The organism is Aeromonas sp. L_1B5_3, assembly GCF_963866575.1.
In the GTDB taxonomy this organism is placed as follows: Bacteria; Pseudomonadota; Gammaproteobacteria; order Enterobacterales; family Aeromonadaceae; genus Aeromonas; species Aeromonas jandaei.
In genome coordinates this window covers 71,423-91,816 of sequence record NZ_CAWMDN010000132.1, presented here as the reverse complement: position 1 = coordinate 91,816, position 20,394 = coordinate 71,423, and the positions used below count along the sequence as shown (strand labels likewise).

Annotated in this window: 15 protein-coding genes; 5 read left to right on the top strand and 10 right to left on the bottom strand. The window is 60.5% G+C overall.

All coding sequences use genetic code 11. From position 1 onward, the window contains the following. From AACR93_RS17420 to AACR93_RS17405, 4 genes are all read left to right on the top strand, one after another. Positions 1-651 carry a YfgM family protein gene (locus AACR93_RS17420; protein ID WP_043851488.1) on the top strand — a complete coding sequence of 217 codons (651 nt, stop codon included), beginning with the start codon at positions 1-3 and terminating at the stop codon, positions 649-651. Beyond that, entirely contained in the window at positions 644-1,828 is a 1,185-nt protein-coding gene (gene bamB / locus AACR93_RS17415; protein WP_043851487.1) for an outer membrane protein assembly factor BamB, read from the top strand. Before AACR93_RS17420 ends, bamB begins: the two co-directional genes overlap by 8 nt. Before the next feature lie 74 nt (positions 1,829-1,902). Further along, positions 1,903-3,399 carry a ribosome biogenesis GTPase Der gene (der, locus tag AACR93_RS17410; RefSeq protein ID WP_033114513.1) on the top strand — a complete coding sequence of 499 codons (1,497 nt, stop codon included), beginning with the start codon at positions 1,903-1,905 and terminating at the stop codon, positions 3,397-3,399. A 124-nt stretch (positions 3,400-3,523) separates the two neighbouring features. Continuing rightward, the gene (locus AACR93_RS17405; RefSeq protein ID WP_043851513.1) at positions 3,524-3,754 is read left to right on the top strand and encodes a zinc ribbon domain-containing protein; all 231 of its coding nucleotides are present in this window, start codon (positions 3,524-3,526) and stop codon (positions 3,752-3,754) included. A gap of 360 nt (positions 3,755-4,114) precedes the next feature. Here the strand turns inward: AACR93_RS17405 and mltF are convergent, their stop codons facing one another. Continuing rightward, a complete protein-coding gene (mltF, locus tag AACR93_RS17400; RefSeq protein WP_041207429.1) occupies positions 4,115-5,599 on the bottom strand; it encodes a membrane-bound lytic murein transglycosylase MltF in 1,485 nt (494 codons plus the stop codon). A gap of 148 nt (positions 5,600-5,747) precedes the next feature. Between mltF and purL the strand changes: the two genes are divergently transcribed. Beyond that, positions 5,748-9,653 carry a phosphoribosylformylglycinamidine synthase gene (gene purL, locus AACR93_RS17395; protein WP_043851486.1) on the top strand — a complete coding sequence of 1,302 codons (3,906 nt, stop codon included), beginning with the start codon at positions 5,748-5,750 and terminating at the stop codon, positions 9,651-9,653. 69 nt (positions 9,654-9,722) lie between these two features. Here the strand turns inward: purL and AACR93_RS17390 are convergent, their stop codons facing one another. From AACR93_RS17390 to nuoI, 9 genes are all read right to left on the bottom strand, one after another. Continuing rightward, complete coding sequence (locus AACR93_RS17390) at positions 9,723-11,267, bottom strand: HD domain-containing phosphohydrolase (RefSeq protein ID WP_043851485.1); 1,545 nt, start codon at positions 11,265-11,267, stop codon at positions 9,723-9,725. 15 nt (positions 11,268-11,282) lie between these two features. Beyond that, positions 11,283-12,713: an HD domain-containing phosphohydrolase gene (locus tag AACR93_RS17385; RefSeq protein WP_043851484.1), complete on the bottom strand. Its 1,431-nt coding sequence runs from the start codon at positions 12,711-12,713 to the stop codon at positions 11,283-11,285. Continuing rightward, positions 12,710-13,840, bottom strand: coding sequence for an FIST signal transduction protein (locus AACR93_RS17380; protein ID WP_043851483.1), 1,131 nt, complete (start codon positions 13,838-13,840; stop codon positions 12,710-12,712). Before AACR93_RS17380 ends, AACR93_RS17385 begins: the two co-directional genes overlap by 4 nt. A 191-nt stretch (positions 13,841-14,031) precedes the next feature. Continuing rightward, positions 14,032-15,495 carry an NADH-quinone oxidoreductase subunit NuoN gene (gene nuoN / locus AACR93_RS17375; protein ID WP_041207431.1) on the bottom strand — a complete coding sequence of 488 codons (1,464 nt, stop codon included), beginning with the start codon at positions 15,493-15,495 and terminating at the stop codon, positions 14,032-14,034. After that, complete coding sequence (gene nuoM / locus AACR93_RS17370) at positions 15,492-17,036, bottom strand: NADH-quinone oxidoreductase subunit M (RefSeq protein ID WP_041207432.1); 1,545 nt, start codon at positions 17,034-17,036, stop codon at positions 15,492-15,494. Before nuoM ends, nuoN begins: the two co-directional genes overlap by 4 nt. 99 nt (positions 17,037-17,135) lie before the next feature. After that, complete coding sequence (nuoL, locus tag AACR93_RS17365; protein ID WP_043851482.1) at positions 17,136-18,983, bottom strand: NADH-quinone oxidoreductase subunit L; 1,848 nt, start codon at positions 18,981-18,983, stop codon at positions 17,136-17,138. Further along, entirely contained in the window at positions 18,980-19,288 is a 309-nt protein-coding gene (gene nuoK, locus AACR93_RS17360) for an NADH-quinone oxidoreductase subunit NuoK (RefSeq protein ID WP_033114519.1), read from the bottom strand. The genes nuoL and nuoK overlap by 4 nt, the downstream gene beginning before the upstream one ends. Then, positions 19,285-19,836, bottom strand: a complete 552-nt coding sequence (gene nuoJ / locus AACR93_RS17355) for an NADH-quinone oxidoreductase subunit J (RefSeq protein WP_033114520.1) — start codon at positions 19,834-19,836, stop codon at positions 19,285-19,287. The genes nuoK and nuoJ overlap by 4 nt, the downstream gene beginning before the upstream one ends. 10 nt (positions 19,837-19,846) lie before the next feature. Further along, positions 19,847-20,389 carry an NADH-quinone oxidoreductase subunit NuoI gene (gene nuoI / locus AACR93_RS17350; RefSeq protein WP_033114521.1) on the bottom strand — a complete coding sequence of 181 codons (543 nt, stop codon included), beginning with the start codon at positions 20,387-20,389 and terminating at the stop codon, positions 19,847-19,849. Between the last annotated feature and the right edge of the window lie 5 nt (positions 20,390-20,394).

Below are 20,394 nucleotides of genomic sequence, written 5' to 3'. Positions count from 1 at the left end.
GTGGAAGTTTATACCACCGAAGAACAACAGGTTGAGGTTATCAAGGAGTGGTGGAAAGAGAACGGGACTTCGGTGATCGCCGGTACCGTGATCGGTCTGGTCGGCCTGTTTGGCTGGCGCTACTACAACCAGTACCAGCAACAGACCATGGAGGCCTCCTCCCACGCCTACAACCAGGTGATTACCCAGCTGGCTAAAGGCGATGCCGCCGGTTTCGAGCAGGCAGCGCAGTTTGTCTCCACCAACAAGGGCGACTCCTATGGCGAGCTGGCCGCGCTGCAACTGGCTGCTGCCGCCGTCAAGGCCGGCAAGCTGGATCTGGCTGCCGAGCAGCTGACCCAGGTGGCCACCAGCGGTGACGAGAGCATTCGTCCCATCGCTGCACTGCGTCTGGCTCGCGTATTGAACGATCAGGGCAAAGCCGATGACGCGCTGGTCCAGCTTGGCAAGATCAACAGCGACGCCTTCAAGGCCCAGGTGGCCGAAGTGCGCGGTGACATCCTGCAAAAGCAGGGCAAGATTGAGGAGGCTCGCGATGCCTATCAGGCAGCTGCCGATGCCGGCGGCCTGCAGGGTAGCCAGGAGCTCAAGTTGAAGATGGACGATCTGGCCCTGCCGGCCATGACCACGGGTGAGGCACCGGATGCGTAATCTATTCAAAATGGTGGCGCTGGGGGCTGCGGTCTCCTTCGCCCTGCAGGGTTGCTCCCTGTTCAGTTCCGAAGAGGATCTCAACCCGATGGCGCCGCTGCCCAAGGTTGAATCCGCTTTCAGTGCCGATACCGAGTGGTCTTCCACCGTCGGTGACGGCATCGGTGACTTCTACTCCCAGCTCAAGCCGGCAGTGGAAGATGAGCGCATCTATGCCGCTGCGCGCGATGGCGATGTCACCGCCTTCGACCGTGCCAGTGGCGATCGTCTCTGGACTGTAGATCTGGCCGACCTGGCGGTCAACGCCGACAAGCGCAGCGCCCGTCTCTCCGGCGGTCTGGTCTCCCGCTACGGCAAGCTGTTCCTCGGCTCCGAGAACGGGGTGGTCTACGCCCTCAACGAAGAGAACGGCGAAGTGTTGTGGCAGACCAATGTGCCCGGTGAAGTGGTCGCCAGCCCTGCGGTTGAAGATGGTCGCGTGGTGGTACTGACCACCTCCGGTCGCCTGATTGCGCTCGACACCGACGAAGGCAAAATGCAGTGGACGCTCTCCGAAGAGCAGCCACCGCTGACCCTGCGCAGTGCCGGTGCCCCGGTGATCACCAATGGCGCTGTCATCTATGGCCGCGCCGATGGCAAGGTTGGCATCGCGCTGCTGAGCAACGGCCAGCCGGTGCGTCAATCCAAGGTGGCCGACCCGCGCGGTGCTACCGAGCTTGACCGGATGGTGGACGTCGATGCCAGCCCGCTGATTGCCGGTGATGAGCTCTACGCCATCGCCTACAATGGCCAGTTGATGGCGCGCAAGCTGATGAGCGGCGACGAGGTGTGGAAGCGCAAGTATTCCGGCTATCGCGATCTGGCGATCACCGGCAATGCCATTGTGCTGACCGACAGTCGCAGCCACCTGTTTGCAATCGACCGTCGCAATGGTCTGGAGCTGTGGTCCAACACCCAGCTGGAGAATCGTACCGTCACTGCACCTGTCATCTTCGGTGACTATGTGGTGGTGGGTGATGTGGAAGGATACCTGTACTGGCTTGATCGTACCGACGGTACCATCAAGGCGATGCAGCAGCTCGACAGCAGTGGTCTGTATGCCGCCCCGCTTGTGGATGGTGACACCCTGTATGTGCAGAGCCGTGGCGGCAAGCTGTACGCGCTAAAGCGTCCTTGATCGTCCGTTAATTTGAATATCCGGCTCCTGGTCTTCGGACCCGGAGCCTTTGTCGTCTTGAGAATGAGGCTTTTATGACTCCTGTTGTTGCCCTGGTGGGCCGCCCCAATGTGGGGAAATCCACCCTGTTTAACCGCCTGACCCGTACCCGGGATGCCCTGGTTGCCGACTTCCCCGGCCTGACCCGGGACCGCAAATATGGCCAGGCGAAGCTGGGCGAGCTGGAATTTATCGTGGTCGATACCGGCGGTATCGATGGCACTGAGGAGGGGATCGAGCTGAAGATGGCCGAGCAGTCCCTGCTGGCCATCGAAGAAGCCGATGTGGTGCTGTTCATGGTGGATGCTCGTGCCGGTTTGACTGCTGCGGATCAGGCCATCGCCGAGCACCTGCGCAAGACCCACAAGAAGGTGTTTCTGGTCGCCAACAAGACCGACGGCATCGACGGTGACTCTGCCGTTTCCGAGTTTTACGGTCTGGCGTTGGGTGAGGTCTACCAGATGGCGGCCGCCCACGGTCGTGGCGTATTGAGCCTGCTGGAGCTGGCACTGGCTCCTCACCTGGAGACGCTGGTCGAAGCCGCTGGTGACGAAGAGGTGCAGGACGAGGAAGAAGAGGACTTCGACGAAGAAGCCCTGCTGCGCATGGTGGCTGCCGGTGAACTCGATACCAAAGAGGACACCAAGGAGACGCCGTTCGCCGATCTGCCCATCAAGTTCGCCATCGTCGGTCGCCCCAACGTCGGCAAATCGACCCTGACCAACCGCATGCTGGGTGAAGATCGGGTCATCGTCTATGACATGCCGGGCACCACCCGTGACTCCGTCTACATCCCGATGGAGCGTGACGAGCAGAAGTACGTCATCATCGATACCGCCGGCGTGCGCCGTCGTGGCAAGGTGCACGAGACGGTGGAGAAGTTCTCCGTCATCAAGACCCTCAAGGCCATCGAAGATGCCAACGTCTGCCTGCTGGTGATCGACGCTCAGGAGACCATCACCGATCAGGACTTGAGCATCCTTGGCTTCGTGCTCAACACCGGCCGCTCTGTGGTGCTGGTAGTGAACAAGTGGGATGGTCTGGATCAGAAGGTGAAAGAGGATGTGAAGAACGAGCTGGATCGTCGCTTGGGCTTCATCGACTTTGCTCGCGTTCACTTCATCTCCGCCCTGCACGGCAGCGGTGTTGGCCACCTGTTTGAATCCATTCAGGAGGCTTACCAGTCCGCCACCCGCCGTACCAGCACCGCCATGCTGACCCGCATCATGCAGATGGCACAGGAAGATCACCAGCCGCCAATGGTTAACGGTCGCCGCGTCAAACTGAAATATGCCCACGCCGGTGGTTACAACCCGCCGCGCATCGTGATCCACGGCAACCAGCTCAACGACCTGCCGGACTCCTACAAGCGGTATCTGATCAACTACTTCCGCAAGTCCCTCAAGATCATGGGCTCACCGATCCGGGTCGAGTTCCAGGAGTCGGTCAACCCGTTTGAAGGCAAGAAGAATACCCTGACCCTGAGTCAGGAGCGCCAGCGCAAACGGCTGCTGAAGATGAAGAAGAAATAAGCCCTGGCGGCTGCCCTCACCGGCAGCCGCTTTGTTATTCTCGCCATGGTAAGGTGATCAGTAAGGGGAGGGGGATCTGCCATGGAGCCAGACCATGGCAGATCCACTTTTCGAGGAGTTGATTATGGAAGCCCTGCTTTGTCCATCCTGCCAGAGTGAACTGGATGCCCGCTGCAAGGAGCAAACTTGCGGTAACTGCAAGGCCATTGTGCGGGTCACCGCACTCTGCCCCACCTGCCATCAGGAGCTGGAGCGCCTCAAGGCGTGCGGTGCGGTCGATTACTTCTGCAATCACTGCAACTCGCTGGTCTCCAAGCGCTCGGTGCAATTTAGTGCTGACATCCAGCAAGCCTGAAAAATCCAGAGCATAAAAAACCCGGCTAATGCCGGGTTTATGCTGTGTGCTCTGCGATAAGCAGGGTATAGGATCGATTTCTGCGCCACAGGTTGCGCTTGATGTCATTAAGCTTGAGTTTGCGTCTGGGGCTCCAGCTGCACTTTGCTTTTCTGACCAGACTGATTTTTCTACGTTTTTGCATCTTGGTCTCCTCCCAACTTAGGTGGCCATCCGGGCCTTGGGTCATTGATGGAGCCCATCCGAAATTGCTGTTATTTAATCTCTCAACATAATGAAAACAATGCGATTTCGGATAGGCTCCGATGTAATTCGATGGTAACAGAGAAGTTTGCGTGAAAACAGTCGAATAATGGTTTGTTAGCGCATGGTGATCTGATTGACCACTTCGGCGATGACGGTGGGGCGCTCCGCCAGCTCAGGTTCGCTGGCGTTGTCGATGTTTTCGCGCTGTTGTGCTCGTTGTTTCTCATTGTCGAGCCAGAGCAGGCTCTGGTAATACTGGCGCACGTTGTTGACGTAGTTGCGTGCCTCGCCGCCACGGGCATAGCCGTAGCGCACCTTGCGATGCCAGCGCGCCTGCTGCAGCAGCGGCAGCACCTCTTTCACGTCGCCCCAGGCATCCGGGTTCTTGCCCAGATCCTTGGTGAGGCGACGGGCATCCATCATGTGGCCGTAACCTATGTTGTAGGCGGTGAGGGCAAACCACACCTTCTCGTCATCAGGCACCGAGTCGGGCACCTTCTCCATCATCTGCTGCAGATAGAGGGCTCCGCCCTTGATGCTCTCTTCCGGATGGAGCCGGTCGTTGACCCCCATCGCCTTGGCGGTGGGCTCGGTCAGCATCATCATGCCGCGCACACCGGTGTAAGAGCGGGCCTGCGGATCCCAGTGGGATTCCTGATAGCTGATGGCGGCCAGCAGTCGCCAGTCGATGTTCTTGGCATGGTTCTGGAACAGCGACTGGTATTTGGGCAGCAGGCTCTTGGCCCGCTGCAGGAAGGTGCGGGTATCGACGAAATCGAAGTTCTGCACGTGGCCGAAGTACTTCTCGTCGAGTTTGGCAATGGCACCATCCATGAAGCGCTGGCCGAAGAAGTCGATGACGCTGGCATAGAGGCTGTCATCGGGCAGCTTGCTCATGGCCCAAGCGACGGTCTGCTTCTGGGCCAGGGTCAGCCCCTCGGTGAGCTCCGGGTAGTAGCGCTGACTGCGGGCGAGCACAGTGTCCTGCACCACTGTGTAGTCAATCTTGCCTTCAACCACCTGTCTCAGCAGATCTTCGAGATCGGCGCTGTTGCTGACGCTCCAGTTGAGGTCAGGATTGGTTTTGCTGAGCTCCTTGAGCAGATCTTCACCGGTCGAACCGGCCGCCACCACCAGCTTGCCCTTGATATCATCGAGAGAGTCCGGCTTTGGCTTGCCGTTGCGATAAACCAGTTTGGGGGAAACCTGATAGAAGCCAGGTCCGAAGCGAAACAGTTGGCGCCGCTCCGGGGTGACCATGATGGCGGCCGCAGCCAGATCGAGTTTGCCTTTCTTGAGCAGGTTTACCAGTTCATCCGAACTGTTAACCGGCACTATGGTGAGTTTGACCCCCAGCCAGTCGGCATAGTTTTTCGCCAGCTCGTAATCGAACCCCTGGGCGGTGTCGTCACGCTGGTAATAGGAGGTGGGGCCGTAGATGGTGCCAACCCGGATCTCGCCCCGTTGGCGGATCTGCTCCAGCTGGCTGGAGGGGGTGTAGAAGTCACAACCGACTAGGGTCAGCAGCAACGTCAGCCCGATAAATAGTCGAAAAATGCAGCGCAAGTAGGTGAGTACCTTTGTTGAAAAAATCGGCATTTGTCAAAAAAGAAGCACCTTTATACCAGAGAGTGTGCGCCGAGTCACACTACACAAAACGAGAAAAACGTTTGTTCGCTGTGAGCCAGCTCCCTATAATACGCGCGTCTCAATTCCCCCCACTTCAAAACTTGGTGAGAAAGGTCATATGGATATCTTGCGTGGTGCCCCTGCACTGTCTGAGTTTCGTGTCCAAAAACTGCTGCAGCGATTTGCGCAGATGAAACAGGAGAGAGGAGTAGAGATAGAGGATGTCTATGCCGAATACGTGCACTTTGCCGAGCTTTCGAGCCCGCTGTCGCCCCCCGAGCGAGCGACCTTGGGCCAGCTTCTGCGCTACGGCCCGACTATCCCCGAACACACCCCCAGCGGTCAGCTGTTTCTCGTTACCCCCCGCCCCGGCACTATCTCCCCTTGGTCTTCCAAAGCAACCGACATCGCCCACAACTGCGGCCTGAACAAGGTCAAGCGGCTGGAGCGCGGCATTGCCTATTACGTGCAGGCCAAGGGTGAGCTGAGCGCCGCCCAGCGCGCCGATGTGGCGGCCGTGCTGCACGATCGCATGATGGAGACGGTGTTTGCCGACATGGAAGCGGCGAGCGCCCTGTTTGCTCACCACGAGCCGCGCCCCTTCACCCAGGTGGATGTGCTGGGCGGTGGTCGCGCAGCCCTGGCCGAAGCCAACGTGGCGCTCGGTCTGGCGCTGGCCGACGACGAAATCGACTATCTGGTGGAGAACTTCACCAGGCTGGGTCGCAACCCCAACGACATCGAGCTCTACATGTTCGCCCAGGCGAACTCCGAGCACTGCCGTCACAAGATCTTCAATGCCGACTGGACCATCGATGGCGAACAGCAGCCTAAGTCGCTGTTCAAGATGATCAAGAACACCTTCGAGCAGACGCCGGATCATGTCCTTTCTGCCTATAAAGACAACGCCGCCGTGATGGAAGGGAGCCAGGGTGGCCGCTTCTTCCCGAGCCCGGCCAGCGGCGAGTACCAGTATCATCAGGAGCAAGTCGACATCCTGATGAAGGTAGAGACCCACAACCACCCGACTGCCATCTCCCCGTTCCCGGGGGCGGCCACCGGCTCCGGCGGCGAGATCCGCGACGAGGGTGCCACCGGTCGCGGTGCCAAGCCCAAGGCGGGTCTGGTCGGTTTCTCCGTCTCCAACCTGCGCATCCCCGGCTTCGAGCAGCCCTGGGAGCAGGATTTCGGCAAGCCGAGCCGCATCGTCAGCGCGTTTGACATCATGCAGGAGGGGCCGCTCGGCGGCGCCGCCTTCAACAACGAGTTCGGCCGTCCGGCCATTCTCGGTTACTTCCGTACCTTCGAAGAGGAGGTGCCGAGCCACAATGGCGTCGAGGTGCGTGGCTACCACAAGCCCATCATGCTGGCGGGCGGTATCGGCAATATCCGCTCCGAGCATGTCCAGAAAGGGGAGATCCCGGTGGGGGCAGCCCTCATCGTACTGGGTGGCCCGGCGATGAACATCGGTCTGGGCGGCGGCGCGGCTTCCTCCATGGCTTCCGGCCAGTCGGCCGAAGATCTCGATTTTGCCTCGGTGCAGCGTGACAACCCCGAGATGGAGCGCCGCTGTCAGGAGGTGATTGACCGCTGCTGGCAGCTGGGGGACGACAACCCCATCGTCTTCATTCACGACGTGGGCGCCGGTGGCCTCTCCAACGCCATGCCGGAGCTGGTGAGCGACGGCGATCGCGGCGGTCGCTTCGACCTGCGTGCCATCCCGAACGACGAGCCAGGCATGAGCCCGCTGGAGATCTGGTGCAACGAATCCCAGGAACGTTACGTGCTGGCGGTGGCCAGGGAGAAGCTGCCGCTGTTCAAGGCGCTGTGCGAGCGCGAGCGCGCACCCTATGCCGTTATCGGTACTGCCACCGAAGAGAAGCACCTGACGCTCTCCGATCAGCATTTTGACAACCATCCCATCGATCTGCCGCTGGATGTGCTGCTGGGCAAGACCCCCAAGATGCATCGCGATGTGGTGACCCTGCCTGCACAAGGCAAAGCGCTCCAACTCGATGGCATCACCCTGGGCGAGGCGGCCGAGCGGGTGCTGCGTCTGCCCACGGTGGCAGAGAAGTCCTTCCTCATCACTATCGGCGATCGCAGCGTGACCGGCCTGGTCAACCGCGACCAGATGGTTGGTCCCTGGCAGATCCCAGTGGCCGATTGTGCCGTCACCGCTGCTACCTACGACAGCTACCACGGCGAAGCCATGTCGATGGGCGAGCGCACCCCGGTGGCGCTGCTCTCCCACGCGGCTTCTGCCCGCATGGCGGTGGCGGAAGCGCTCACCAACCTGGCACCGGCTCACATCGGGTCCCTCAAGCGGGTCAAGCTCTCCGCCAACTGGATGGCCGCCGCCGGTCACCCGGGTGAAGATGCCGGCCTCTATGAGGCGGTCAAAGCGGTGGGCGAGGAGCTCTGCCCGGCCCTTGGCATCACCATTCCGGTGGGTAAGGACTCCATGTCCATGAAGACCCGCTGGCAGCAGGATGGCAAGGAGCAAAGCGTCACTTCGCCGCTCTCCCTGCTCATCTCGGCGTTTGCCCGGGTCGAGGATGTGCGCAACACGGTTACTCCGCAGCTGCGTACCGATCTCGGTGAGACAGACCTTATCCTCATCGACCTTGGCAATGGCAAGCAGCGCCTCGGTGCCTCCGCACTGGCACAGGTCTATCGCCAGCTGGGTGACAAGGCGCCGGATCTCGACAACCCAGTCCAGCTCAAAGGCTTTTTCAACGCCATTCAGGCACTGGTAGCCGATCGCAAACTCGTCGCCTATCACGACCGCTCCGACGGTGGCCTGTTCGTCACCCTGACCGAGATGGCGTTTGCCGGTCACTGCGGCCTCGACATCCAGCTCGATCGCATCGGTGGCGAGCTGCTGCCGGCCCTGTTCAACGAAGAGCTGGGCGCCGTCATTCAGGTGCGCCGCGAAGATAAAGAGGCGGTGATGACCCTGCTGGCCGGCCACGGTCTGGCGGCTTGCTCTCACGTGCTCGGCACAGTGCGCGAGGGGGATCTCATCACCCTGCAACGCGCCGGTCAGGAGGTCTATCGCGCCAGCCGCACTGCCCTTCGCACCATCTGGGGCGAGACCAGCTGGCAGATGCAGCGCCTGCGCGATAACCCCGAGTGCGCGGATCAGGAGCATGCTGCTCGTCAGGACGCCACCGATCCGGGCCTGCAGGCCAAGCTCAGCTTCAACCCGGCCGAAGATGTGGCTGCACCTTACATTGCCCGTGGGGTCTCCCCCCGTCTGGCGGTGCTGCGCGAGCAGGGTGTCAACTCCCACGTGGAGATGGCGGCGGCGTTTGACCGCGCCGGCTTTGCGGCAGTGGATGTCCATATGAGCGACATCCTCTCTGGTCGCATCAAGCTGGAGGAGTTCCAGAGCCTGGTGGCCTGCGGCGGCTTCTCCTACGGCGACGTGCTGGGGGCGGGCGAAGGCTGGGCCAAGTCCATCCTGTTCAACGACAACGCTCGCGAGCAGTTCCAGCGCTTCTTCGAGCGTGGCGATACTTTGTCGCTGGGCGTGTGTAACGGTTGTCAGATGATGTCCAACCTGCGGGATCTCATCCCGGGCGCCGAGCTGTGGCCGCGCTTTGTGCGCAACCGCTCCGAACGCTTCGAGGCTCGCTTCAGTCTGGTGCAGGTACAGGAGTCACCGTCGGCCTTCTTCGCCGGCATGGCAGGCTCCGTGATGCCGATTGCCGTCTCCCACGGGGAAGGGCGCGTCGAGGTGCGCGATGCCGCTCACCTGAACGCACTGCAAACCAGCGGGCTGGTGGGGCTGCGCTTTGTCGATAACCGCGGCAGCGTGACCGAGCAGTACCCGGCCAACCCGAACGGCTCGCCGGACGGCATCACCGCAGTGACTACCACCGACGGTCGCGCCACCATCATGATGCCGCACCCGGAGCGGGTGTTCCGCACCGTGGCCAACTCCTGGCACCCTGACAACTGGGGTGAGGACGGTGCCTGGATGCGGATGTTCCGCAACGCCCGGGTTCGTCTGGGTTAATAGAGACGACGCTAGCGCGTAACAACAGAAACCGGCCAATTGGCCGGTTTTTTTATGGCATGTACGACCTCAGGTTTGACCGTGGCCCAGCTCATGGGGGGTAAAGTCCCCACGGTCGAGAATGCGCAGGCAGGCGTCCACTACTGCTTCATCCAGCTTGGTGCCGCGTAGCTCGATGATGTGGGCTCTGGCCTGAGGAATGCCAAGGGCTGCGCGGTAGGGACGATCGGAGGACATGGATTCCACTATGTCGGCCACCGTGAGAATGCGCGCCTCCAGCAGGATCTGCTCGCCCTTTAACCCTGATGGATAACCGGAGCCGTCGAGATACTCGTGGTGCTGGTGGATCATCTGGGCTATGGGCCAGGGCAGAGCGACATCCTTGAGCACCTGATAGCCGGCGATCGGGTGTTCCTTGACCAGATTGAACTCCTGAGGTGTCAGCCTGCCCGGTTTGGTGAGGATGTCGACCGGTACCTGGATCTTGCCGATATCGTGCACCATGGCTCCCAGATACAGCCCTCTAAGCCGCTTCTCATCGAGCTGCAGCTCGCGACCGATGGCCAGCGCCAGGGTCGCGACATGCTTCTGGTGGCCGGCGGTGTAGGGATCGCGCTGCTCCAGCACGGCGGCAATGGCTCCGAGGGCATCTTCCAGTGCCAGCTCCAGCTGACGTGCATGCAACACCTTGTCGCGTTGGGCGGCGAGATAGGCCTCCTGGGTGCTACGGGCCTGCAGACCGTAGGCAAGGTAGTCAGCCAGCCGGCTGAAGAGATGCATCTCCTCATCGGTAAAGGCGCGAGCCTGCTCGCTGTGAATGAGCAGGCCGCCCCGCAAGCTGTCGTGCCACTGCAGCGGCAGCAGCAGGCGGGCGCGCAGGGTCGCGGTATGGTGAACAAACTCGCTGGCCAGCGCCTCGTTGCACACGGATCCCTCGCGGATGGCGTGGTGCAGAGTCCGATCCCGGGTGAGCCACTCATCGTTGGAGAACCAGACCGCATTGCCCGCCTGTGCCAGCACCTGTAGTACGCTCTGGCCAGCTACCTCCTGCAATACGGTAACGAGGGGGAAGCGGCCATCAAAGGTGATGGCGTCGCAGATCTCCTGCAGCAGTTTCTTCTCATCGTCCTGCTCCAGCATCGCATGGTGGGCGCGACCGATGGCCTCCAGTGTCCAGGTGTATTGTTGTAACCGCTCCTGCTGTTGCTTCGCTTCTGTTATGTCGTCAAAGAAGACGCCGACACCGACCACTTCGCCTAGCTTGTCGCGCAAGGGAAACTTGGTGGTGCTGAGCCAGCGAGCCTCGCCACCTCTGAGATAGGGCTCTTCGTGATGTTGGGGCGTGCCGCTGGCCATGACCCTGAGATCGTCATCCTGATAGCGCTTAGCCAGCTCGGCCGGGAAAAAGTCGGTATCGCATTTGCCGATGATCTGTTCCGGAGGGAGGGCAAGATCATCGGCTACCAACCTGTTGCAGGCGATGAAGACGGAACTGGTGTCTTTGAGCAGGACACGATAAGGCAGTTGGTCCATCACCTGACTGAGCAGGAAGGCATCAGGTGGCAGGTTGATTGCCTGTGGTGAGGTTGGGCGAGTGATTTTATTTGGTGTCATATGGGGCTGTTTGGTTCAGTTGGTAAAGCGGTCGCCCGCTTGCCACACGGTAAAGCAGGCGCTGACTACCTGCTCGTCATAGCGAACGCCGGCATAGCGCGTCAGCTCGGCGAAGGCCTCGGTGAGCGACATAGCCCGCCGGAAAGGTCGGTGGGCCGTCATGGCAGCGAGAGAATCTGCCACCCGAATGATCCGAGCCTCCAGACAGATGTCGTCACCCTGCAGTCCCTGCGGGTAGCCGCTGCCATCCATGTTTTCATGGTGCTGCAGCACTATGGTGGTGATGGGCCAGGGGAAGTCTATCTGTTGCAGGATCTCGCAACCGGCCTGCGGATGCTGCTTGATAAGTTCGAACTCAACGGGCCTCAGTTCACGGGGGCGGGTGAGGATCTCCGCCGGGATCTGCAGCAGGCCGATGTTGTGCACCAGGGCCGCTAGGCCAAGTCCATCCAGCCGATCCTGAGAAAGTTGCAGATGCTGGCCGATGGCCAGTGCCAGATCGTGCACGCGCCGCTCATGGCCTGCGGTGCTGGGATCCTTGTGGGCAATGGCAGAAGAGAGCGCCGCTATGGTTTGAAACAACAGGGTTCGCTGTTGTTGTTCACTCTCCTTGATGCGGGTGATATCTACCAGCGCCCCTATGATGCCGGCCACCTCACCCTGATGGTCATAGAAGAGATCCTTGAAGTTGAGCACCTGATAGCGCCTGCCATTGCGATCCAGCAGAAGGTGCTCGAAATATTGCGGTTGCCTGCTGCGCAACACCTCCAGATCGCGCTGTATATACTCCTCGGCCAGCTCGGGCGGCAGTATTTCATCCACTCGTTTGCCCAGCAGCTCAGCCTTGCTGATCCCGGTGATCTGGGTGAAGGTCGGGTTGCAGCTGATGAAACGCCCCTCGACATCCTTGCAGAACACCGGGATGGGGATGGCCCTTAATAGGGATTCGTTGAAGCGCTGCATATCGACCAGTTCTGCCTGCTGGCGCAGCGCCAGCTGCTCGCTGTCACGGCACAACTGGATGGCGCGGGCCAGGTTGCCAAGGATCGGGCTGAACAGTTGGCAGATCTGTTCACCCTGATGCTCCGGATTGGGGGAGAGCAGCAGCATCAGATATCCCCCCTCGACTTTGAGGCGATAAGCAAATGGATAGGTGCGAGAGCCGGGCAGAGGGATCGGGGCACGCAGGATGCATTGATCGCCGTCGATGACCCAGGAAGGGAGGCTCACGGACTGCCCGTGATGCTGGAGCAACTGTTCGTCCCCGATAGCCTTGACGATCCTCTGCTCCCCTTTCGGCAACTGCTGTAGTACCACCCCGACCGGACAGGCACAGTGAAACAGGAAGCGTTGCAGCACCTTGGTCAGCAAGGCATCAAGGGTGACCTCACGCCCGATACAGAGAGAAAGGTCGCAGACAATGGCCATGGCGTGATCGTTGTTCACCGAGACCCCTCCCCATTGCAGAGAATGGCGCCGTTGTGAAACAGCGGATAGTCCCCCGGTCGCAGGCTGCCTATTTCACCAAGTGAGAGGGCGCCGACCAGCTCGTGGGCTCCGCTGTGGGTGAAGAGGGTCTCCAGCTCAAGCGCACTCTGCTCACCGAAGTGCTGTTGACGCCCGGCGCAGTAGTAGAGCTCGATGCGTTCAGGCACACCATGTTGGCTGAGTTTCCCGGCCAGCTCGATGGCATGGGCGGTCGGACTTTGCGGCGCCTTGAGCAGCGTGAGGATACTGTGGTCAGGCACCTCTCCTACGCAGAGCAGGGCACCCTCTTCGGTGACGGCGACCGGGATGCGAACGATCACGTCGCCATTTGCTCTGAGTAACCCGAGCGGCAGGTGGACGCCGTACTTGTAGAACAGCTCCGGCGTGAGGCTCTGCTGGAATTGCTGCCGGATCAGAGACTGATAACGGCTGAAGGCAGGTTCCCAGTCGATAAAGGAGATCTTGTTGCCCTCGCTGCTGGTGGCAAGCATGGGTTGGGCTGTGAGTTGGTAGCCGTGCTCGAGCAGTGAGTAACTTTGGTAGGGAAGCAGTGCGCAACTGACTCCGTGTTCCAGCAATGTCTGGTTGTCGAAAAGGCAGGGCATTGCCGTGAACTGGCCGCTGCCAGCATTGACGCCGGCATAGTTGACCCTGTCCGCCAGCCGCAGATAGAGCCCTTCGAGAATGGAGGCAATATTGGGGATCATGGCGTCGAAAGTAAGGAATAGGGTGGGGACTTTCTGTGGAGCTGGCCATTCTGAGAGCCGAGGGGTCAGCTGCTCGCAGATTATGGCGGCCAGCTCATCGGCGCTGGCGGTATAGGAGAGTGGGAGCAGCAGAGGGTTGTGAGATGGCGGGCGGGGTAATAGCCAAGCCCCCTGTTCGTGGAAACCATGCTGGCTGACCAGGCTTGGAAAGATGGCCCCGCAAAGCTGAATATCGAGGCGTTGGCACTGCTGCTGCAGTTCGGCAACACGTGCGGCATCCCGCTCGGCCAGCAACACATCGAGTCGTCCCCCTCGGTAGGGAAGCAGTGTGTCGGTCAGTGGATGCACATCAAATTGATGAAAAGTAGGCTGCATCATCGCTCGGAACTCCATTCCTGCCAGTCATCAATATATCAGCAAGGGGGCTGGGTGAATACCCATCAATATTTAATGTGTCGGTATAAGCCTTTCTAAAGACTGACAAATTTGAGTCGTGGCAGGATGTATTCGGTTAGGTGGCAATAAAAAACCGGCCACAGGAGCCGGTTTTGATTGAGCCGCAGTTTGAGTTACTGCAGTACGACGTTCTGGAAACCCTGTACCAGCGAGATGACCGGTTGTGGGTAGAGGCCGAGCAATACCACCAGCGCGGCCGAGAGCAGCACAACCACGCCACCGGAGGAGAGCGCCCAGTTGGCGCTGGCATCGCGTTGCTGCATGCCCGGCTCGCGCAGATAGAGGGTCACCATCACTCGGAGGTAGTAGTAGAGACCCAGCGCACTGCCCAGGATGATGGCGGCGGAGAGCCACCAGAGCTGGGCCTCGACAGTCACACCGATGAGGTAGAACTTGCCGATGAAGCCGAGGGTCATCGGGATACCGGCCAGAGAGAGCATCATCACGGTCAGTACGGCGGTCAGGTAGGGACGCTTCCAGAACAGGCCGCGATAGCTGTGCAGAGAGTCCGCATCCTTGCCGCGATAGGGGCTCGACATCATGCTGACGACGCCAAAGGCGCCCAGGCTGGTGAACAGATACATCAGCAGGTAGACCCCGGCCGCTTCCACCGGCATCTGGCCGATACGGCTCGCCACGATCACCGCCAGCAGATAGCCAAAGTGGGAGATGGAGGAGTAGCCCAGCATCCGCTTGATGTTGCTTTGCACCAGTGCCAGCAGGTTGCCGATAAGGATGGAGATGAACGCCATGGCGGCCAGCAACCAGTGGATCATGGGATCGGCAGCAGCCGGTACGGCCAGATAGAAGCGCAGCAGTACGGCAAACACGGCGACTTTGCTGACGGTGGCGAGGAAGGTGGCGACCGGTGCCGGTGCACCTTCATAGACATCCGGCGTCCAGAGGTGGAAGGGGGCCAGGGAGAGCTTGAAGGCAAAACCGACCAGCATCAGACCGAGGCCACCCATCAGTAGCGGATGGTGAGCAGGGCTCTGGGCCATGGTTACCCCGAGGGCATCAAAGCTCAGGCTGCCAGCCTGGGCATAGAGCAGCGCCATACCAAACAGCAGGAAGGCGGTGGCGGCGGCAGAGAGCACCATGTACTTCACCGCGGCTTCCAGCGAGTGGCGCTCGCGGTAGGCGTACCCGACCAGACCGAACATCGGCAGGGTCAGCATCTCGATCCCGATAAAGAGGGAGGCGAGGTGGCGGGAGCAGGCCAGCACCAGACCACCGGCCGTGGCGATCAGCAGCAGCAGGAAGAACTCTTCCCGGTTATCCGGGTAGGCTTTCAGCCACGACTGGCCGAAGGTACAGGTTGCCAGCGCACCAATCAGCACCAATCCCATGTAGAAGACGGCATAGCCATCGACTTGCAGCAGCGGGGTGACCCCCTGATCTCCTTGCGCCATCACGATGGGCAGGGAGAAGAGCGCCAGGTTGAGACCAATGATGGTGACGGTAAAGGCGGTAGTGACACAGCGGCGCCACGCGATGGCCAGCATCAGGGCGGCCATGGCCCCGGTGGTCAGCAGCAGGGGAAGCAGTGCCAGCAGTTGGGAAGCGGAGAAAGTCATTGCAGAGCTCCAGCAGTTGGCAGCAGATACCAGTGCAGCACGTTGATAAGGCTGCTGCTGGCGGTATCAATCACGGGTTGGGGATAGAGGCCAAGCAGAACCAGCAGGCCCGCAATTACCATCATCATGGTCAGTTCGCGGCGATCCAGTCCTTTCAGGATGCTCTCGTCTTTGGCCGGGCCAAAGCAGGCGCGCTGCAGCATGATGAGGGAGTAGACCGAGGCCAGCACCAGACCGAAGGTAGCGACCGCAGTGATCACCGGGGCGACCTGGAAGCTGCCGATCAGGATCAGGAACTCGCCGACGAAGTTGCCGGTGCCCGGCATGCCCAGAGAGGCGACCGAGAAGAAGAGCATCACACCCGGCAGATAGCGCAGGCGTCCCCACAGACCACCCATCTGGCGCAGATCGCGGGTGTGCAGGCGCTCGTAGAGCTGACCGCAGAGGATGAAGAGGCCGGCGGCGGAGAGACCGTGGGCGATCATCTGCACAACGGCACCCTGCAGGGCCACTTCGCTACCCGAATAGATAGCGATCATCACAAAACCCATGTGGGAGATGCTGGTGTAGGCCACCAGCCGTTTGATGTCGGTCTGGGCAAAGGCCACGATGGCGCCATACACGATGCCGACAAGACCCAGCACCATGGCGTAGGGAGCAAATTCGGCGGAGGCTTCCGGGAACAGCGGCAGGGCAAAGCGCAGCAGACCATAGGCCGCGGTTTTCAGCAAAATACCGGCCAGGTCCACCGAGCCTGCGGTCGGCGCCTGACTATGGGCATCCGGCAACCAGCCGTGCAGCGGCACCAGCGGCATCTTGACCGCGAAGGCGATGAAGAAGCCCAGCATCAGCAGCCACTGTACACCCTTGCTCATCGGGGTATTGAGCAGATCCAGATAGTTGAAGGTGAAGACACCGGTAGCATGCTGGTGGGTCAGCACCAGCCCGATGATAGCCACCAGCATGATCAGGCCGCTCACCTGGGTGTAGATGAAGAACTTGGTCGCCGCGTTGATCCGTGATTTGCCGTCAGTGACCGAATGGCCCCAGAGCGCAATCAGGAAGTACATGGGAACCAGCATCATCTCCCAGAAGAAGAAGAAGAGGAACAGATCCAGCGCCATAAAGACGCCGAGCACGCCACCCAGGATCCAGAGCAGGTTCAGATGGAAGAAGCCGATGCGTTGCACGATCTCTTTCCACGAACAGAGGATGGCCAGTACCCCGATAAAGCAGGTGAGGATGACCATCAGCAGTGACAAACCATCCACTGCCAGATGCAGGGAGATGCCGAAGCGGGGGATCCAGGGCAGACGCCATTCGGCAGCCCATGGGGAAGCGGCACCAGTGACGCCCGCGCTATCGAGGCCGGTGGTGGCAAGAGAGAAATCACCACTTAGCCAGATGGCACAGGAGAGCAGCAGGCTGGCGCTCATGGAGAGGAGGGCAACCCAGCGGACAAACTGCCCGCCGAGACGCTCCATCTGCCAGCAGAGCAAGCCGCCGATGAAAGGAATTAACAAGATCCAGAGTAAGGTCACGGTATCAGCTCTCGTTCAAGTTCATATGAGATTGCACGCCCTGTTCCATCAAGGTCGGCAAACAGCCCGGCTGTACGATTTTCGTGTTGTTCATCGCGTTTACCCCAGTAGCAGCAGTGCCAGCACCAGTGCGGCACCGATCCCCATGGACGCGGCATACCAGCGCAGCTTGCCGGTGACTGTCCAGGCTAGCAGCTGGTTGCCACGCAGGGCGAACCAGGCGGGCAGGCCCATCATCCAGTCCAGCGGATCCTGTCCGACCAGACGGGTAGCCAGCAGATAGGGCTTGACCCACAGCTGGTCGTAGAGCCAGTCAAAGCCCCAGGCGTTGAACCAGAGGGCGCTGAGCAGACGGCCGGGCGCGCTGTTGGCAATGGATGTGGCCAGACGGCGCTCACCAAGGAACAGAAATGCGGCCAGCGCGATCCCTGCAATGGCAATGATGCCGGAGGTTATCTCCAGCGCATGGCGACCCTCTTCGATATGATCGCCCGGGCCTGCGGGCAGCACACCTGCCAGTGGCGGGGTGATCAGTGCCCCGATGCCGGTGGAGAGCACCAGCAGTACCAGCAGCGGCAGATGGTGAGCCAGGCCGTGACCAGCGTGAGCTTTGGTCTGCTCTTTGCCATGGAAGGCGATAAAGATCAGTCGGAAGGTGTAGAGGGAGGTCAGGAACGCCCCCACCAGACCGGCCCACAGCAGAGCGCTTTGGCCAGAGGCTTCTACTTGCCACAGGATGGCGTCCTTACTGTAGAAACCGGAGGTGACCAGCGGCAGCGCGGCCAGCGCCGAACCACCCACCAGGAAGCAGGCATAGACCAGCGGCAGACTCTTGCGCAGGCCACCCATCTTGAAGATGTTCTGCTCGTGGTGTGTCGCGACGATAACGGCACCGGCGGAGAGGAACAGCAGCGCCTTGAAAAAGGCGTGGGTCATCAGGTGGAAGATGGCCCCTTCCCATGCGCCGACACCGAGTGCCAGGAACATGTAGCCAATCTGGCTCATGGTGGAGTAGGCAAGGATCCGCTTGATGTCGGTCTGTACCAGCGCGGCAAAACCGGCCAGCACTAACGTGATGGCGCCAACCAGCCCGACCAGATGGAGGATCTCCGGCGCAAGCAGGAACAGACCATGGGTGCGGGCAATCAGGTAGACACCGGCGGTCACCATGGTGGCAGCGTGGATCAGCGCGGAGACCGGCGTCGGGCCTGCCATCGCATCTGCCAGCCAGGTTTGCAGCGGCAGCTGGGCCGATTTACCGACCGCACCGCCCAGCAGCATCAGGCAGGCGAGTGACAGGGCTGGGGAGCCTTCGGCAAACATGGTCGGCGCACGAACCAGCAGCTCGTGAATATTGAGAGTGCCCAGTTCGCGATAAAGGATAAACAGGCCGATGGCGAGGAACACGTCACCAACACGGGTCACGATGAAGGCCTTGAGGGCCGCCGTGCCATTGTTGCGATCCTTGTAGTAGAAGCCGATCAGCAGGTAGCTGCACAGCCCCACCCCTTCCCAGCCGAGGTAGACAAACAGCAGGTCATCGGCCAGTACCAGAAACAGCATGCTGGCGATAAAGAGGTTGGTGTAGGTGAAGAAGCGGGAGTAGCCCTCTTCACCGCGCATGTACCAGGATGCGAACAGGTGGATGAAGAAGCCCACCCCGGTCACTACGCCCAGCATGGTCAGTGACAGGCCATCCAGCGCCAGGCTGAAGGTGGGGGTGAAGTGGCCTACCGCCATCCACTGCCACAGGTGCTGGATATAGACGCCACCCTCGGGCGGGTTGGCCAGAAAGTCCATGCCGACCCAGAGTGTGGTAAGCGCCGAGAGACCAATGGAACCTACCCCGATCAGCGCCGAGGTGCGCTCCCCCAGACGGCCGAGGGAGAAGGCCAATACCAGCCACCCCAGCAGCGGAAATAGAAAAGTCAGATATAAGAGGCTCATCCGTGCATCTCGCTCACAGTATCCACGTTAAGGGTGTGGTAACGACGATAGAGCAGCAGTAACAGGGCAAGGCCGATACTGGCCTCCGCTGCTGCCAGAGAAATCACCAGTATGTACATGATCTGGCCATCGGCCTGAGCCCAGCGGCTACCCGCCACCACAAATGCCAGTGCCGACGCATTCATCATGATTTCGATGCTCATCAGGATGTAGAGCAGGTTGCGGCGGATCAGCAGGCCGCATAACCCGATGCAGAAGAGCACCGCGGCCAGCAGGAGGCCGTGCTCCATGGGGATTCCATTCATTGCTGACCTCCTTCATGTGACGGACGTGATTGATTGCGGGGGACGGAGAGCACTTCGCCGCTCTTGTCTTCCCGGCCCAGATGGTAGGCGGTCACCAGACCCGCCAGCAGCAGGATGGAGGCAAGCTCCACTGCCAGCACATAGGGACCAAAGAGTTCGACACCCACCTGTTTGGCGGTAACATCGGTCACCCCGAGCAGGCCGCCGGTCACCCCGAGGATGCCGTGGGCCAGGAAGCCCAGCAGGATCAGCGAGAGCAGGGCTGGCCCCACCCAGGTCATGGGGGTGAGCCAGTTTTTCTCCTGCGCCTGTGCTGAACCCAGGTTCAGCATCATCACCACAAACACGAACAGCACCATGATGGCACCCGCGTAGACGATCACCTGCAGGGCGCCGGCAAAGGCGGCACCCAGGCAGAAGAAGATCATGGCCACGGCGATGAGGGAGATGATGAGATTAAGCAGCGCATGCATGGGATTGCTGGTGCTGATCACCCGCAGCGTGCTGTAAATGGCCACCAGGGCCGAGGCATAAAATGCCAGTTCCATGATTGACTCCTCAGGGCAGCAGGCTCTTGACATCGATGGGTTTGGCTTCGTTTTCGGCTTCCCCTTTCGGTTTGCCGTCGATGGCCATCCCGCTCATGCGATAGAAGTTGTAGTCCGGGTATTTGCCTGGCCCGCTGATCAGCAGATCTTCCTTCTCGTACACCAGATCCTGGCGGCGATACTCGCCCATTTCGAAATCCGGCGTCAGCTGGATAGCGGTGGTGGGGCAAGCCTCTTCGCACAAGCCGCAGAAAATGCAGCGGGAGAAGTTGATGCGAAAGAATTCCGGGTACCAGCGACCATCTTCCCGCTCGGATTTTTGCAGCGAGATGCAGCCGACCGGGCATGCGACCGCGCAGAGGTTGCAGGCCACGCAGCGCTCGTCACCGTCCGGATCGCGAGTCAGCACGATACGGCCGCGGTAGCGGGGCGGCACATAGACCGCCTCTTCCGGGTAGTTCAGGGTTTCACGAGGCCGCCAGGCATGGGAGAAGACCATGGCCAGACTGCGTAACTGGGTGCCAACACCCTGGATAATGCTAAAAATTTTCATCTCGT

Excerpts from the sequence above, each read along its gene's own strand:
- AACR93_RS17405 (WP_043851513.1), top strand. The coding sequence starts at position 3,524 with ATGGAAGCCCTGCTTTGTCCATCCTGCCAGAGTGAACTGGATGCCCGC.
- bamB (WP_043851487.1), top strand. The coding sequence starts at position 644 with ATGCGTAATCTATTCAAAATGGTGGCGCTGGGGGCTGCGGTCTCCTTC.
- nuoK (WP_033114519.1), bottom strand. The coding sequence starts at position 19,288 with ATGAATGGAATCCCCATGGAGCACGGCCTCCTGCTGGCCGCGGTGCTC.
- mltF (WP_041207429.1), bottom strand. The coding sequence starts at position 5,599 with ATGCCGATTTTTTCAACAAAGGTACTCACCTACTTGCGCTGCATTTTT.
- purL (WP_043851486.1), top strand. The coding sequence starts at position 5,748 with ATGGATATCTTGCGTGGTGCCCCTGCACTGTCTGAGTTTCGTGTCCAA.
- der (WP_033114513.1), top strand. The coding sequence starts at position 1,903 with ATGACTCCTGTTGTTGCCCTGGTGGGCCGCCCCAATGTGGGGAAATCC.
- nuoJ (WP_033114520.1), bottom strand. The coding sequence starts at position 19,836 with ATGGAACTGGCATTTTATGCCTCGGCCCTGGTGGCCATTTACAGCACG.
- nuoI (WP_033114521.1), bottom strand. The coding sequence starts at position 20,389 with ATGAAAATTTTTAGCATTATCCAGGGTGTTGGCACCCAGTTACGCAGT.
- nuoL (WP_043851482.1), bottom strand. The coding sequence starts at position 18,983 with ATGAGCCTCTTATATCTGACTTTTCTATTTCCGCTGCTGGGGTGGCTG.
- nuoN (WP_041207431.1), bottom strand. The coding sequence starts at position 15,495 with ATGACTTTCTCCGCTTCCCAACTGCTGGCACTGCTTCCCCTGCTGCTG.
- AACR93_RS17390 (WP_043851485.1), bottom strand. The coding sequence starts at position 11,267 with ATGACACCAAATAAAATCACTCGCCCAACCTCACCACAGGCAATCAAC.
- AACR93_RS17380 (WP_043851483.1), bottom strand. The coding sequence starts at position 13,840 with ATGATGCAGCCTACTTTTCATCAATTTGATGTGCATCCACTGACCGAC.